Raw genomic sequence first — 15,420 nt, 5'->3', positions numbered from 1 at the left:
TAGACTACAAAATTTATTTCTTCATAATCTCTCCGAAATACTTGTAGAATAATGGAATTGTCGTGATTCCGTTAAAGAATTGCTCCAACGGATAGTTCTCGTTCGGAGAATGGATAGCATCGGAACCTAACCCAAAGCCCATCAGTACTGACTTGATTCCCAGCACTTCCTCGAAAGTGGCAATAATTGGAATACTACCACCGGAACGAACCGGAACGGGTTGTTTTCCATACACTTCTTCGTATGCTTTCTCGGCAGCCTTATAAGCCGGGAGATCTATCGGGCACACATAAGAAGGTCCGCCATGCAGGTAATCCACTTTCACCTTCACGTAATCCGGAGCGATCGACTCGAAATATTCCTTGAACAATTTCGCAATCTTCTCGTGTTTCTGATTCGGAACCAAACGGCAGCTAATCTTGGCGTATGCTTTAGAAGGCAATACGGTCTTGGCTCCTTCTCCCGTGTAACCACCCCAGATTCCACAAACATCGAATGTCGGACGAATGCCCGTACGTTCATTGGTCGTGAACCCTTCTTCGCCTTTCACCTCTTTAATATCTAGAGACTTCTTGTAATTTTCTAAATTGAAAGGAGCCTTGGCCATCTTCGCACGTTCCTCGGCAGTTACTTCCAACACGTCATCATAAAAACCGGGGATCGTGATATGTCCCTTTTCGTCTTGCATATCGGCAATCAACTTACACAACACGTTAATCGGGTTCGCCACCGCTCCCCCGAAAATACCGGAATGCAAATCAGCGTTCGGACCGGTAACTTCAACCTGCCAGTAAGCCAAACCTCTCAATCCCGTGGTAATTGAAGGAATATCACGGCCAATCATACTGGTATCGGAAACCAGAATCACATCAGCTTTCAACATATCCTTATGATCCCGGCAGAACTTGGGAAGACTCGGGGAACCGATTTCCTCTTCTCCCTCGATCATGAACTTCACGTTACAGTTCAATTTTCCGGATTTCATTAAATATTCAAACGCTTTCGCGTGCATGAAAGCCTGTCCTTTATCATCGTCAGCCCCGCGAGCCCAGATTTTACCATCTTTAATAACCGGCTCGAAAGGTTTCGTGTTCCACAACTCGATCGGGTCAACCGGCATCACGTCCATATGCCCGTACACCAACACCGTAGGAAGAGCCGGATCAATGATCTTCTCCCCGTAAGCAACCGGATTACCCTCTGTTTCATATACTTCTGCCCGGTCCGCTCCGGCAGCTAACATGATTTTCGTCCATTGTTCGGCACAACGATACATATCTGGCTTATGCTCAGACAATGAAGAGATTGAAGGAATGCGAATCAACTCGAATAACTCGTTCAGGAAACGTTCCTTGTTCTCTTCCACGTACTTTTTGATTTCTTCCATCTATTTGAAAATATATTAATTAATAAAATAAACATACCACACATAGTTACAAGTTGCAAGTTTACAGGTTACAAGTTAAGAAAACCAGTCTTATCATTGAACAGCAAGCTAGTCAACTTGTAACCTACGAACCTGTAACTTGAAACTGTTTCAACAACATCTTTGTTGGAACAAATATAACATTTTCGAGCGAAGAGATCAAACGGTTCGTGTAAAAAACACAACGATTACAACTTGTAACCTGCAAACCTGCAACTTGTAACTGTTCCACCAAATTCCTTTGGTGGAACAAAATAATTTCATACTTTTGCCAAGTGTTTCAACTAATGAATTAGATATGTCAAATCTTCCCGAAATTAAAGTTTTCGCCGGAGAGAATAGTCAATATATTGCAGAAAGTATTGCTAGTTCTCTAGGGCTGGAACTCGGTAAAAAAACGTTTACGAGATTTAGTGACGGAGAATTCGTCACCTCATTCGACGAAACGGTGAGAGGCGAACACGTATTTATCGTGCAATCAACCTTCCCGCCCAGTGATAACCTCATGGAATTACTCTTGATGATCGATGCCGCCAAAAGAGCATCTGCCTACAAGGTAATCGCCGTAATCCCCTATTTCGGGTTCGCGCGTCAAGACCGGAAAGATAAACCGCGTGTCGCCATCGGGGCAAAACTAGTGGCTAATATGCTACAAGCAGCCGGAGTAGACCGAATTATCACCATGGATTTACACGCCGACCAAATTCAAGGATTCTTCGATGTTCCCGTGGATCACCTATACGGTTCTACCGTGTTGATTCCTTACATCAAATCTTTAGGATTACGTGATTTTGCCATTGCCTCCCCTGACATCGGTGGGGCCAAGAGAGCAAATTCCTGGGCAAAATACTTTGATTCAGGGTTGATCATCTGCCACAAAACCCGTATCCGGGCAAATGAAGTTGCCGACATGAAAGTGATCGGGGATGTAGAGGGCAAAAATATCATCGTTGTTGACGACATGATCGATACGGCCGGAACAATTTGCAAAGCAGCCGATATGCTTATGGACAATGGTGCTGCCAGCGTACGTGCCGTGGCCACCCATGCAGTCCTCTCCGGTAAGGCATACGAAAATATCGAGAAATCAAAACTGACGGAAGTAATCTTCACCGATTCCATTCCCCAGAAACAACCTTGCTCAAAAATTAAAGTATTACCGATCGCTCCCATGTTTGCCGACACGATCCGCAACATCTACGAGCATAAATCGATCAGTGATCACTTCCTCATGTAATTCATTTTTCATGATATAAAAAATGGCACCCGAAACCGAGTGCCATTTTTCTTTAATATTTTATCTCTTTCAATATACCACGAATGGTAATCAACATATCAGGAAGTTTTGTCTTGACAACACTATAAACGATTTCTCCGTCCAAATCGAAATAATGATGAGCAATAATATCTCTAATTCCCATTGCTCCTTTCCAATCTATTTCTGGATATCGCACTAACAATTGTTTATCTGTAATCTTATCTATACCTTTCAATCCTTCTCCTATAGCTATCAGCAACATACAAGTACTCTCCAAACGTTCCATTCCGGATGGGGTATTATAATAATAATGATAACTATCTATACAAGCAGAATTTTTTATAATCCGATCAATCGCTTGCTCTATTTTACGCAAAGAGTCTATCAAAATTTCTTCTTTAAGCATAAATTCCTTCTTCTATAATAGAACGTTTCAATAATTCATTCATATTATCCCGCAAGCGAACAACATCGACAGGACAACCGAAAAGTTGCTGTAACTCGTCCTTGATATGTACTAAACTGAACAAATCAGGAGAGGAAAGCTCGACATAAACATCTACATCACTCCCTTCTTGCTGTTCTCCACGAGCCACGGAACCAAAGATTCCGATGCGAGAAATCCCATATCGAATCGCAGACTGTAATTTATATGCCTGTAATAACTGCAAATATTCCTTTGTCGTTTTCATGATCGTTGCAACCAAAATATTTATTACAAATATAGTCAATTCAAAAGACAGAAACAATTCTAATTTGAAAGATCTGCCACTTCCCTGGCATTTTTGGGCCACATGGCCAAATCTCAAAAATCACTACTATAAATAGGTGATGCCCATTCTGGAATCATTTCTACATACTGTTTTACAAGTCGTCCTTTAGCTAACCGAAATAATAGCATTGCCTCTTTATTCTCTATAGAGTTATCGTATATATAAGTTCTATCAACCAATTTAGAAACTAAACAACAATTAGATATCGATTTTTGATACCTTGAAATGATTTTTGAAATGGGAACATCATGTCCTCCTTCCATTACCCGACCAGCAATTCGTGCTGCATTAATTGTAGGCGATACGGTACAAACAAAAAATAAACGAACAAAAAAACCGGCTTCTATAGCTCTACAGATATAATCGATTTTATCTTCAACAGAAAGAACTGTTTCAAAAATAAGACTCTTACGCTCCATTAAACAAGCTTCCCTTAATTCTTCACAAAACTTCACAGCTTTCATTATCGCATCCTTAGAATTCCAATCTCCAAACTTTTCTTGAGCAATAATATCCGGATTTATATAAATAGAATCCTCCATCCATTCATGATGAAGAATCTTTGACGTAACAGAGGTTTTACCAGAACCATTAGGACCAGCTATTACAATAAGCACCGGTTTATGAAAATCATTCATTACTAAAACTTACATTATATTCTTTCCCCCATTTTGCCCGTTGCTTACGGATATACTCTCTTATTTCCTGAAAAAACTTTTTATGCGCTTCTTCCGATTTACGTTTTGCTTCTTCAGCAACTTCTTTCATCAAAGTAGTAAGCATTTCATCAGTTGGTTCTTCCAAACTGGTTAAACGATAAGAATTCATCTCTTTTTCAGACATAACCAAAATATTTATTACAAATATAGTCAATTCAAAAGACATAAGCAATTCTTATTTAAAAGATCAGAAACATCAAGCCAACATTTTACAACTTACATGCCGGACCCCTTCTCCAATCTTCTCTCCCCGTCCGGCATGTAAAATCACCATCTCATCAATCTAAAGTTTTCCCATTTCAACCATTAACCGTTTACTATTCGACGCTTTCCTCTTATCCTTCGACAACATGAAAGCATACACCTCCAGATTCTCCTTCACCCATCCGTCGTCCAAGCCAATCGTCGTCACGCCATTCTCCTGACGGTTCCGGCAAGGTTCCACGATCATTTGGTTTCCCGTTTTCTCGTAAACCACCACGTACAACACGTCCGTCGGGTTCGCCACCACCGACCAGCGACTTTGCGCCTCCTGGGTAATCGTTATCATATCCTGATCCTCGTTCAACGACACGGTCAGTGTTCCATCCTGCAGGCTCCCCTCGGCACACACGATCTTCTCGTAGTCAATCGTCGGACGATACTCCTCGTCAACCGTAACGGCCTTCATATTCGCTTTCACGAAGGCATTATAAAACGTACTTCCCGCTTTTCTTCCCGGGAAACCGAGTTCTGCCGCCGGGGCAAAATACAGCGAAGCCACCTGCAATGCTTTCATCTTCGCTCGTTGCGTCAACTGCCCGGGAGTTCTGGGATTACGCATCGTGCTTCTCTTCCCTCGGGCAATACTATACCCGTTTGCCCCCGCGTACATCGTGATGTTTGCCACTGATTTTCTCACTTCTCCCAATACAAATGATTTAAATAAAGCCATAATCTTAAAATTTAAAATGAAACATATAAATTACAATACTAAATGCACGTTTTCTGAAAAATCACACCTGTTTACCGAACCAAAGAAACAATACAAGTGAATCCTCTTTCCTCGCTCTTCCGTGAGTTCAATCTCCGCACTCTCATCCCGACGAACACTCCCGATCGCCTCGGGAGTCACAATCCGAAACCTCATGTCTTCCATCATCACCACGCACCACAACTCGTCCCCTAAACGCTCTTCCCGTACCACGTATTCATTCTTCCACGTCAGGCGAACCTTATCGCCCTCCCGGCATCCCTGCAACTCACTCGGTAAAAACAAGTTCCCGGCACTGAAATGCACGAGATCATACAGCAACCCCTCCCCGTTAAACGCCCGCATGTTAGCCTGCAGGAAAAGATTATATCCCGAACGACGCTCCACCACTCCCAACATCTGCCAGATCCGGGCCAACCATGTCTGCCGGATCACCCCGTAAAAAGTCGCCGTCTTCCTCATCCTCTCCCGGTAATACAATTGCAACTCCGAACGACAATCCTTCACCTCTCCCGGGGCAGCTCTCGCGTAAAGATGATCCCCCACCTGATAGTAAATAACACGTCCCACCCGCCCCGATAAACGATTAAACAAATTTGAATAACAACAAGCCATACTTACCTCCTTTTTTCATTACTAAAACTTCAACCTTTTTCTTAACTCATCAAAAGGAAACGCCGGACCCGGATCCGTCTTTCGAGGGGTGATGTCCGAGTGTCTCACCAAGTACTTGATCCCGTAACACTCTTTCAACAAGCTACAGATCTCCTCCGTAATCCCGAACTGCCCCTCGGTAAAAGAATGCCAGTATCTCGCCCTCCCCTCTTCTTCCGTCGTGTACACCTGATCGGGAGAATATTCCCGCCCGAAACTCGAATAATAACGGTCCCCCACGCGTTGCAACTCCCCGGCATTATCCAGCTCGATCCCGATCGAACAATCATTCAGATTCACCCGCCCAGCATGGAAACTCTTCCCGGCGTGCCAAGCCTTCACGTCAAAAGGCAACAACTGGAAAACCTCCGCGTCCCTTCCGACCACCACGTGAGCGGAAACACTCGTGTCCGGCCGGCCCAAATAAAGTGCCGATGAAATCGCTCCGGCTCCAACCGTACTATGTAAAACAATCGTATCCACACGAGATAGTTTCACCCGACACTTTGAACACTGCAAGTACTTCACGTTATCCCCGAACAACAAATTCTCAATAATTTCCATGGCACCCCGTTTTACTTCCATTTCCTTGACAACAAACAATCCGTCACCTTCTCCCCGCTTCTCCCGATCACGTATCCCCCGAGCCCGATCTCCAGCAAATCCCACAAACGGGAACTATCGGACAACAACGTCGATTCCATGAACATCCCCGACAAAATCACCAACGCGAACGCCAGCATCACGATAGGGCGCCAAGACCTCTGCAACCAATTTCCCCGGGCTTCTTCCCCCACCGCCGCCGACTGTTCCCGCACCAGCTCACTCTTGTAACGATACACCAAAGATTGAATCTCTTCCTGAATCTTCTGCTTTTCTTTCGAAGAAACCGACAACCGGTTCACGATGTCACCGATCTCCCTAATCACGTTCTGTAATACACCCATAATCTTTTGTTTTTAAATTTGATATACCAAAAGTACACCCCAGAACGCCCGTTACCAACCATTATATCCGAACACACTCATTTATCATCCGAATGACAGGAAAATTCATCCGAACAGACTTTTTCTTCTTCCCCCCCCATGAGATGGGTAACCTCCCTACCCCCCACCTTACACAGAAATAAGAACCGCTTGATAATCAGCTCTCCCCCTGTGCAAGGGGGAGTTGGAGGAGGTAGTTTGTAGATACCGAATAAGACTTTTTAGACAGCCCCTTGTTTGCAAGTAATTGATTACAATATTTTATCAAGCTCCCATGCTTTGATATGCCTGATACCTTCATTCAAAGGCATAGTTATTTCATCAAGAGAAATTACGACTTTTTCAAAATTATCGTCAATAGCTTTGAGTGCAGAATATTCCCTTTCGACCGTAGCTTCATCTGTAAGCATATAGGTGCTTTGTAAGTATATCGTGCGATCTGCCTTTTGAGCGATGAAATCGACCTCTTTATTTCTGAGAGATCCGACATAAACATTATACCCGGTTCTTTTAAGTTCCAAGTAGACAAGATTTTCCGCTAAATATCCATAGCCGTAACCGTATCCCGGATAGAGATAGTTCTTGTATGCCAAGTCATTAATGTAATATTTGGCATTCCCCGACATAATATCTTTTCCTTTAATGTTATAACGGTCACACTTATGAATAAGAAAAGCGTCTTCGATATATCCGATGTAATTCGAAACGGCATCATAACTTGTCTTGCGTCCCTGACTTTTGAAAAAATTGACTATGTTGGCAATTGATACGAGATTGGAGGCATTGTTTACCAGAAACGCAAAGATATCCTCAAGTAACTTCGCATCTCGTACATTGTATCGCTGAATAATATCACGTAATAAAACAGTATCTTTTATTGCCGAGACATAATTACGTTTGAGTTCAGGTTTGTTCAGCATAAACAATTCAGGGAGTCCTCCGCTACTCATATAATCCGAATAACTTTGTCTGCCGCACTGTTGTTGCGTGATACCTAAATATTCTTGGTAACTGAATGGAAACACCTCCAATGATATATATCTACCTGAAAGTAAAGTTGCTAATTCTCCGGAAAGCATCTTTGAGTTAGATCCGCTGATAAACAGCTCATAGCTTTCTGAGTAATCCTGGGAATAAGAGTTGACTACTTTTTCCCAACCATCGATCATCTGAATCTCATCAATGAATATATAAATCTTTCCCACCGGATTCAACTCCTTTTTATACGCCTTTATCACTTCGTCCAAATCCTTGTAGTTTTTTAGAAATTCAAGATCTGTAAACTCTTTGTTGATAAAGAGAATGTTGTTCGGATTTATTCCACTATCAATAAGCTCTCCGGCTATTTGTCGCAGAATATAACTTTTTCCGGAACGCCGTTGTCCAACAAGCACTCGAATAAGTTTACTGCCGATATATCCGGCAATGTTATCCACGTACGTACTTCGTTTGTATCCTAAATCTATAGAATCTGAACCCCAGAAGTTATACCTCCTTAATAATGCAATTTTTTCGTTCATAACATAAATATTTGCACGAATATACTCATTTTCGTTTATAAACGAAAATAATGCACACCTTTATTTATTCTTACCCATACCAACAAAAATAAACCGATATAACTTCGATGTACCCGTCTAAACATCTCCCCCGGCAAAATCTACTATTTTTTCAGAAAAACACCTCAAATTTTAGTCACTCTCTTTACATTCTAGATAACTCCACATCACCTTGCACCTGAAGAAGCACATCCCGCAACAACGGCAAATCATCATGTATCGTTTGAAAAACAATTTCCGCATCTATCTCGAAATAATGATGAACAATGATGTCTCGCATCGCTTATCACACATAAATACCCTCCTTCTCTATTCGTTCTCGCAAAAAAGCGTTCATGTGATCCCGTAAACGCACAATGTCAACCCGACATCCGAACAATTGTTCCAAAGTATTTTTCAAGCTTCCAAGACGAAACAATCCCATTGGGGGACACTCTACATACACATCCACGTCACTCTCCTCTGTTTGCTCTCCTCGTGCAACAGAACCGAAAATCCCGATACGGGATATTGCATAATGTCCCGCTTCCTTGTTTTTAAACTCCTTCAACAACTCTATGTACTCTTTTGTGGATTTCATACACGTGTTCCTTTCTTGATTACTACCAACAAAAATAAAAAAATAAACCAACAATACAAAGCGTAATGGGATAAGGTCACCCCACAAGAATGATTAACAAATTTCCTTCCCCTTACATCTCCTTATCCTCTCGCCCCTTTTTCACCCGTCCTAAATCCCAGAAATTAAAACACCCGAAGACCGCCGCTCGGTAAGGTGGACTGACTGGAAGCACGCTCTTGCCGATACAGATCGCTTTCCCGATAAAGCCATCCACTTCGCAAAGGTTCACGATATAACTCCGGTGTACCCGCCGGAACATATCCACGGGCAAAAAAGGCTCCAACATCAAGAGAGGGTAAGCAATCGACAACCGGGGCTTATCCCGACGGTGAATATAACAATAACATCCCGAAGCCTCCACGTACAATATCTCCGAGTAAAAACACCTTTCCCTACGTTCACCCTGACGCACAAAAAAACAGTCTCGCATGAGACCTTTTGTCTGATCATTCGTTTCTTTCATAACGATTATTTTTATATCCCGCAAGATGACCTTTCAACAAAAAATGCCTCACGACAAAACTGTCCGAAAACAAAAAAGGGTATAACGAAAGCGTAAAACCACTTTCGTTATACCCTTTTTAAGAATAATACTATCTCTATCGTCTTTTCAAACCAGATTATTTAATAACCGGATCCCAATAGGTATCCGGATGCGTAGGATCAAAAATTTCATTTGCCCACATCACTGTTACCAAATTTTCTGTTTCCGAAAGATTAATGATATTATGAGTGTAACCCGGAAGCATATGTACTGCCTGAATTTTATCTCCCGAGACCTCGAACTCGAACACATCGTCAGTTCCCTCCTTACGTTCTTGGATCAGTCCATGTCCTGCAACAACAATGAAAAACTCCCACTTGGAATGATGCCAATGTTGCCCTTTCGTTATTCCCGGCTTGGAAATATTGACACTAACTTGACCACACTTTGCAGTATGTAAAAGTTCCGTGAAAGACCCGCGGGCATCAATATTCATTTTAAACGGAAAAGCCACCTTAGATTCCGGCAAATAGCTTAGAAATGTCGAGTATAATTTCTTTACAAAAGAACCGGCAGGAATCTCCGGCATCATCAACGTCAAAGGTTGATCGGCAAATTCATGCAACCTATCTACAATCTCACCGAGAGTCACCTTATGAGTAATAGGGCAGTAACAATAAGTTCCCGTAACAGAAGGCACCACATCCAAGCCGTTAAACTCGCAACGATGTACCTTCCCCTTCAAGGCAGAAATCATCTCCGCCACAAGATCATCAATATAAAGTAATTCCAGTTCAACCGTTGGATCATTCACTTGAATGGGCAAATCATTCGCGATATTATTACAAAATGTCGCTACAGCGGAATTGTAGTTCGGACGACACCACTTTCCAAACAAATTGGGGAAACGATAGACCAACACTTCAGCCCCCGTATCTGTTGCATAATCAAGAAACAAATCTTCTCCAGCCTTTTTCGAACGTCCGTACTCGGAATCACCAAAACGTCCGGTCAATGAAGCCTGTTGGGAAGACGAAAGCATCACCGGACACACGTTCCCATGCCTTTTGAGAGCATCAAGCAACGTGGAAGCAAAACCGAAATTCCCTTCCATAAACTCTTTTTGATTTTGCGGACGATTGACTCCCGCCAAATTAAAGACAAAGTCACACTCCTTGCACCACTCGTCCAACTCCTCTGAAGTAGAATCTACATCATATTCAAAAACTTCGTCAACAACAAGATCTCCCCAACAACGAGATTTCCCGTCCTTGATATTTCTTAATTCGGCACAAAGATTCTTACCTACGAATCCTTTTGCACCTGTAACAAGTATTTTCATGCTAAAACTTTCTCCAAACCATCTTGTTAACAATACCGGTATAAGACTGAATGATTTTCACTACTTTCGTGGAAACATTCTCGTCCACGTAATTTGGAACAGGAATACCATGGTCTCCGTTTTCGTTCATATCAACAGCACATTCTACAGCCTGTAACAAAGAAGCGGAATCAATCCCAGCGATAAAAAAACAAGCTTTGTCTATAGCCTCCGGACGCTCGGTAGAAGTTCGAATACAAACTGCCGGGAACGGGTGTCCCACTGAAATAAAGAAAGAACTTTCCTCGGGCAATGTCCCACTATCAGAAACGACGGCATAAGCATTCATTTGCAAACAATTATAATCGTGAAATCCCAAGGGTTCATGCCGAATCACACGACGATCAAGTTGAAAACCGGAAACTTCCAACCGTTTACGACTCCTTGGGTGACAACTATAAAGAATTGGCATATCGTATTTTTCTGCCATCATGTTTATAGCCGTGAAAAGAGAAAGAAAATTTTTCTCCGTGTCAATATTTTCTTCACGGTGAGCCGAGAGAAGGATATACCTCCCTTTCTCCAATCCGAGACGTTCATGAATATCGGAAGCCTCTATTTCTGCCAAATTCTGATGCAACACCTCCGCCATCGGAGAACCCGTCACGTAAGTACGCTCCTTGGGCAGCCCACATTCCGCAAGATACCTGCGAGCATGTTCACTATAAGCCATGTTAACATCGGAAATAATATCAACAATCCGGCGATTTGTCTCTTCCGGCAAGCATTCATCCTTGCAACGATTACCCGCTTCCATGTGAAAAATCGGAATATGCAAACGTTTCGCACTAATCACACTAAGACAAGAATTCGTATCCCCAAGCACGAGAACCGCATCCGGCCGGGTTGCCACCATCAACTTGTAACTTTTATCGATAATATTACCCATTGTCTCTCCCAAATCCGCCCCCACAGCATCCATATACACGTCAAGATCGGCCAATTTCAAATCTTTGAAAAAAATCCCGTTAAGATTATAATCATAATTCTGCCCGGTATGAGCCAGCAAACAATCAAAATACAGCCTGCACTTATTAATCACGGCAGCAAGACGAATAATTTCCGGTCTTGTTCCCACGATGATAAGTAACTTCAATTTACCGTTATTCTTAAATTCTGCCATATTATTTCTTTTTTGCTAGTTCTTCTTGAATATACTCTAATGCTGCAATTTTCACTTTAGTTTCTTCCAAGCTCAACCGATAGGCGTTATCGGAATTAAATTCCTCGATCGTAACGTGCTCAACATCTCCCTCTGTAAAAAACTTGTCGTAATTCAAATCCCGGTTGTCCGCCGGAACTCGATAAAAATTCCCCATGTCCACCGCCTTAGCACATTCTTCCTTTGTGAGAAGCGTCTCGTACATTTTCTCCCCGTGGCGAATACCAATTACCTTAATATCCTCTTTCTTCCCTCCGAAAAGCTCACAAACAGCTTCCGCCTGAACCTGTACCGTACAAGCCGGTGCTTTCTGCACGAGAATATCTCCATTTGCTCCATGCTCAAAAGCAAAAAGAACAAGATCAACCGCTTCATCCAGACTCATGATAAAACGAGTCATCGATGGCTCCGTGAGAGTAATGGGAAGTCCTGCTCGAATTTGTTCGATCCAAAGCGGGATAACGGAACCGCGGGAACACATCACGTTACCGTAACGCGTACAACAAATTTTTGTTTTATCAGGATTACACAAGCGACTTTTGGCTACAGCCACCTTTTCCTCGATGGCTTTGGTGATCCCCATTGCATTTATCGGGTATGCAGCTTTATCCGTGGAAAGACAGATAACGCTCTTCACCCCACTCTCGATTGCCGCAGTCAACACGTTATCCGTACCGACCACGTTCGTACGAACAGCTTCCATCGGGAAAAACTCACACGAAGGAACCTGTTTCAAGGCCGCCGCATGAAAAATATAATCTGTACCCGGCATTGCAGCGCGCACGCTCTCCAACGAGCGAACATCTCCAATATAAAATTTAATTTTATGCGCTACCTCTGGAAACTTTGCCTGGTATTCGTGCCTCATATCATCCTGTTTCTTTTCATCCCGGGAGAAAATACGAATCTCTCCAATATCAGTACGAAGGAATCTTTTCAACACGGCATTACCAAAACTACCGGTACCACCGGTAATCAATAAAACTTTGTCTTTAAAAATGGACATGATAATATTTTATTATTAATATTTTATCTAAAAAATTTTCTTATGCCACAAATTCTTTCTCCCTTTTCCAACAACCTGAGTTATTCTATTAATCAATACTCTCCTTGATTTTCTCTACAATATACTCCACATCACTATCAGAAACATAAGGACCACTTGGAAGACAAAGTCCCCTCTTAAATAAACTTTCACTTATTCCATTCGTGTAAGATACTGCTGTTTTATAAACCGGTTGTTTGTGCATCGGTTTCCACAAAGGACGACTTTCAACATTTACGCTATCAAGCATTCTACGCATAGCTTCAACATTCGGATTTGGCTCACAATCTGTATGTAAAGTTGAAGCAATATGTGTTACACCAGCTGCTCCCCCAACAACCCCTTGAATCATATTCTTATAAGCATCTTTTTCTCCTTTCACTTGTAACTTTGGATCAAGAATAATAGTACAAAGCCAAAAATTACTATCATAACGAGGAGATGGGTTTTCATGCAAAGCAATGCCGTCCACATCTTTAAACAATTCCCGATAAAGAGATTGAATATGTTTATGATGAGCAATATGATCTGCAGCCACAAACATCTGCCCGCGACCAATTCCAGCACAAATATTACTCATGCGATAATTATAACCTATTTTTTCATGCTGATAATAAGGGTATGATTCACGTGCCTGTGTCGCATAAAACATAATTTCACGTTTATCCTCATCATTAGCACAAATTAAAGCACCTCCTCCACTGGTCGTTATCATTTTATTACCATTAAATGATAAAACTCCATATCTCCCATAGGTACTAAGCATACGGCCATCAAACTTAGAGCCAAATCCCTCTGCGGCATCTTCAATTACAGGAATATCATAACGATTCGCTATTTCCATGATTCGTTCACAATCATATGGCATACCATAAAGAGCTACAGGAATTATGGCTTTAGGTTTACGTCCTGTTTGAACTATACGGTCTTTAATAGCTATTTCCAATAACACAGGATCCATATTCCACGTATCTAATTCAGAATCCACGAAAACGGGAGAAGCTCCAAGATAAGTAATTGGGTGACTAGAAGCACAAAACGTAAACGACTGCACAATCACCTCGTCACCTTGTCCTACCTTACAAGCCAATAATGCTAAATGTAAAGCTGCAGTACCTGCTGAAAGGGCTACCACCCGCCTATCTCCTCCTATGAATCTCTCAAGATCTGCCTCAAAGCCATTAACATTAGGACCAAGAGGTACAACCCAGTTCGTATCAAACGCTTCTTTTATAAATTTCTGCTCTTCACCACTCATGTGTGCCAAACAGAGATAAATACGTTTTTCCATTTTATCTATATTTGAAAAGGATAATTGAAGACTTCTTCACTCTCTAAAACAATGGGTTCTACATCTACATCACGCAAAAAAACATATGGTTTTTCATAATGATAATAAGGAACTCTCTCAACCCTATCACAATTTCCATCTTCCATAATCTTAATTGTATCTTCAATAAGATTGAAACCTACATGAGCCATAACCCCAGTATATGCCATATGTCGAATATTCACTTCCGTAACTTTCATATTACCATCCTTGTCTTCCTTTAAATCAAAAGAAAGAATACCATGTGCAGATACTCCAAGTTTCTTTTCTAAATACTTAACACAATCATCACAAAACTTATTAATATGATCTTCATTAAGGAAACGTCCGAAATGAGTATTACCTGTAACATGGGAAGGTGCCGTATTGGCCATCACATATTCTACACATTCTAGAGCGGCACCCTTTATATATTCTCCGTTATAATAAAGCATCTCGTTAGCAAGATGACGCCCTGTAAGGAATTCACTTACCGTAAACTCTTGAATTTTAGAGTTGATAAACAACCAACTTTTATAACTACTAATATCATCGAGACGAAGAGACCCTAATCCTCCTGTTCCGTTAGTTGCACGAATCCAACAGGGAAAACCAATAACCTTTTCTACATCTTCATAGCGCGGATTATCCTGTGTAACCTTGATAGTCTTAGGAATGAATTTCGTCCCCTCAAGAAGTTCCGCCATGATAGCCTTATCTTTCAACGAAACAGAAAGCAATTTACACCCCATAAACACGGGACATGGAAATCTACCATTCTTCTCATAATAGTCTCCCCACTCAACAATTTCACTCTCAGGTTGTACAAAAGCGTAATCAATATTCTTTTCTTTAACAAGTTTCTCTATCCAAGGGAAGTATTCTAAGGTATTACAACGAGGACAGATAAAATATTCGTCCAAAAGTCCTTCCATGAAAAAACCGACAGCTTTTTTCTCTATATCACAACCGATGATTTTATAATCAGGATGGTTTTCACGAATAATACCGGCAAGAGAACGAGGTGTTAACCCACCGATACCTGTAACAAGAATTGTTTTCATATTTT

The 15,420-nt window shown here is 41.7% G+C and carries 19 protein-coding genes; 1 reads left to right on the top strand and 18 read right to left on the bottom strand.

Annotated features, from left to right (window positions below; translation table 11 throughout):
• Positions 1 to 13: 13 nt before the first annotated feature.
• Positions 14 to 1,387, bottom strand: a complete 1,374-nt coding sequence (locus tag R8806_RS15100) for a dipeptidase (RefSeq protein ID WP_118304581.1) — start codon at positions 1,385 to 1,387, stop codon at positions 14 to 16.
• A 337-nt stretch (positions 1,388 to 1,724) separates the two neighbouring features.
• Between R8806_RS15100 and R8806_RS15095 the strand changes: the two genes are divergently transcribed.
• Positions 1,725 to 2,663, top strand: coding sequence for a ribose-phosphate pyrophosphokinase (locus tag R8806_RS15095; RefSeq protein WP_124317893.1), 939 nt, complete (start codon positions 1,725 to 1,727; stop codon positions 2,661 to 2,663).
• Between the two features lie 52 nt (positions 2,664 to 2,715).
• Here R8806_RS15095 and R8806_RS15090 read toward each other — a convergent pair whose 3' ends face one another.
• From R8806_RS15090 to R8806_RS15010, 17 genes are all read right to left on the bottom strand, one after another.
• Positions 2,716 to 3,090 (bottom strand): HepT-like ribonuclease domain-containing protein, encoded by a 375-nt coding sequence (locus R8806_RS15090; protein WP_124317892.1) that lies wholly within the window; start codon positions 3,088 to 3,090, stop codon positions 2,716 to 2,718.
• Positions 3,083 to 3,376: a nucleotidyltransferase family protein gene (locus tag R8806_RS15085; RefSeq protein ID WP_118304582.1), complete on the bottom strand. Its 294-nt coding sequence runs from the start codon at positions 3,374 to 3,376 to the stop codon at positions 3,083 to 3,085. Before R8806_RS15085 ends, R8806_RS15090 begins: the two co-directional genes overlap by 8 nt.
• 113 nt (positions 3,377 to 3,489) lie before the next feature.
• On the bottom strand, positions 3,490 to 4,095 hold the full coding sequence (locus R8806_RS15080; protein WP_124317891.1) for a zeta toxin family protein: 606 nt from the start codon (positions 4,093 to 4,095) through the stop codon (positions 3,490 to 3,492).
• Positions 4,088 to 4,342, bottom strand: coding sequence for a hypothetical protein (locus R8806_RS15075; protein ID WP_229128143.1), 255 nt, complete (start codon positions 4,340 to 4,342; stop codon positions 4,088 to 4,090). Before R8806_RS15075 ends, R8806_RS15080 begins: the two co-directional genes overlap by 8 nt.
• A 117-nt stretch (positions 4,343 to 4,459) precedes the next feature.
• Positions 4,460 to 5,110 (bottom strand): DUF6266 family protein, encoded by a 651-nt coding sequence (locus R8806_RS15070; protein WP_124317890.1) that lies wholly within the window; start codon positions 5,108 to 5,110, stop codon positions 4,460 to 4,462.
• A gap of 30 nt (positions 5,111 to 5,140) precedes the next feature.
• A complete protein-coding gene (locus tag R8806_RS15065) occupies positions 5,141 to 5,764 on the bottom strand; it encodes a hypothetical protein (protein ID WP_124317889.1) in 624 nt (207 codons plus the stop codon).
• A gap of 21 nt (positions 5,765 to 5,785) precedes the next feature.
• Complete coding sequence (locus R8806_RS15060; protein ID WP_124317888.1) at positions 5,786 to 6,367, bottom strand: N-acetylmuramoyl-L-alanine amidase; 582 nt, start codon at positions 6,365 to 6,367, stop codon at positions 5,786 to 5,788.
• A gap of 11 nt (positions 6,368 to 6,378) precedes the next feature.
• Positions 6,379 to 6,750 (bottom strand): 3TM-type holin, encoded by a 372-nt coding sequence (locus R8806_RS15055; protein ID WP_087419109.1) that lies wholly within the window; start codon positions 6,748 to 6,750, stop codon positions 6,379 to 6,381.
• Positions 6,751 to 7,040: 290 nt separating this feature from the next.
• Positions 7,041 to 8,309 (bottom strand): ATP-binding protein, encoded by a 1,269-nt coding sequence (locus R8806_RS15050; RefSeq protein ID WP_124317396.1) that lies wholly within the window; start codon positions 8,307 to 8,309, stop codon positions 7,041 to 7,043.
• A gap of 184 nt (positions 8,310 to 8,493) precedes the next feature.
• On the bottom strand, positions 8,494 to 8,628 hold the full coding sequence (locus R8806_RS15045) for a HepT-like ribonuclease domain-containing protein (RefSeq protein WP_118304588.1): 135 nt from the start codon (positions 8,626 to 8,628) through the stop codon (positions 8,494 to 8,496).
• Positions 8,629 to 8,634: 6 nt separating this feature from the next.
• Positions 8,635 to 8,928 (bottom strand): nucleotidyltransferase family protein, encoded by a 294-nt coding sequence (locus R8806_RS15040; protein ID WP_087419111.1) that lies wholly within the window; start codon positions 8,926 to 8,928, stop codon positions 8,635 to 8,637.
• 112 nt (positions 8,929 to 9,040) lie between these two features.
• Positions 9,041 to 9,433: a LytR/AlgR family response regulator transcription factor gene (locus R8806_RS15035; protein WP_118304589.1), complete on the bottom strand. Its 393-nt coding sequence runs from the start codon at positions 9,431 to 9,433 to the stop codon at positions 9,041 to 9,043.
• A gap of 157 nt (positions 9,434 to 9,590) precedes the next feature.
• Positions 9,591 to 10,796: a capsular polysaccharide biosynthesis protein CapF gene (locus R8806_RS15030; protein WP_124317395.1), complete on the bottom strand. Its 1,206-nt coding sequence runs from the start codon at positions 10,794 to 10,796 to the stop codon at positions 9,591 to 9,593.
• Between the two features lies 1 nt (position 10,797).
• Positions 10,798 to 11,958, bottom strand: a complete 1,161-nt coding sequence (gene wecB / locus R8806_RS15025) for a non-hydrolyzing UDP-N-acetylglucosamine 2-epimerase (protein WP_124317394.1) — start codon at positions 11,956 to 11,958, stop codon at positions 10,798 to 10,800.
• A 1-nt stretch (position 11,959) separates the two neighbouring features.
• Positions 11,960 to 13,003 carry a polysaccharide biosynthesis protein gene (locus tag R8806_RS15020; protein WP_124317393.1) on the bottom strand — a complete coding sequence of 348 codons (1,044 nt, stop codon included), beginning with the start codon at positions 13,001 to 13,003 and terminating at the stop codon, positions 11,960 to 11,962.
• Between the two features lie 88 nt (positions 13,004 to 13,091).
• Positions 13,092 to 14,333 carry a DegT/DnrJ/EryC1/StrS family aminotransferase gene (locus R8806_RS15015; protein WP_124317392.1) on the bottom strand — a complete coding sequence of 414 codons (1,242 nt, stop codon included), beginning with the start codon at positions 14,331 to 14,333 and terminating at the stop codon, positions 13,092 to 13,094.
• A gap of 5 nt (positions 14,334 to 14,338) precedes the next feature.
• The gene (locus R8806_RS15010) at positions 14,339 to 15,415 is read right to left on the bottom strand and encodes an ATP-binding protein (RefSeq protein WP_124317391.1); all 1,077 of its coding nucleotides are present in this window, start codon (positions 15,413 to 15,415) and stop codon (positions 14,339 to 14,341) included.
• Positions 15,416 to 15,420: the final 5 nt, after the last annotated feature.

The organism is Butyricimonas faecihominis, from assembly GCF_033096445.1.
Taxonomy (GTDB): domain Bacteria; phylum Bacteroidota; class Bacteroidia; order Bacteroidales; family Marinifilaceae; genus Butyricimonas; species Butyricimonas faecihominis.
This window is presented reverse-complemented; position numbering and strand designations above follow the sequence as displayed.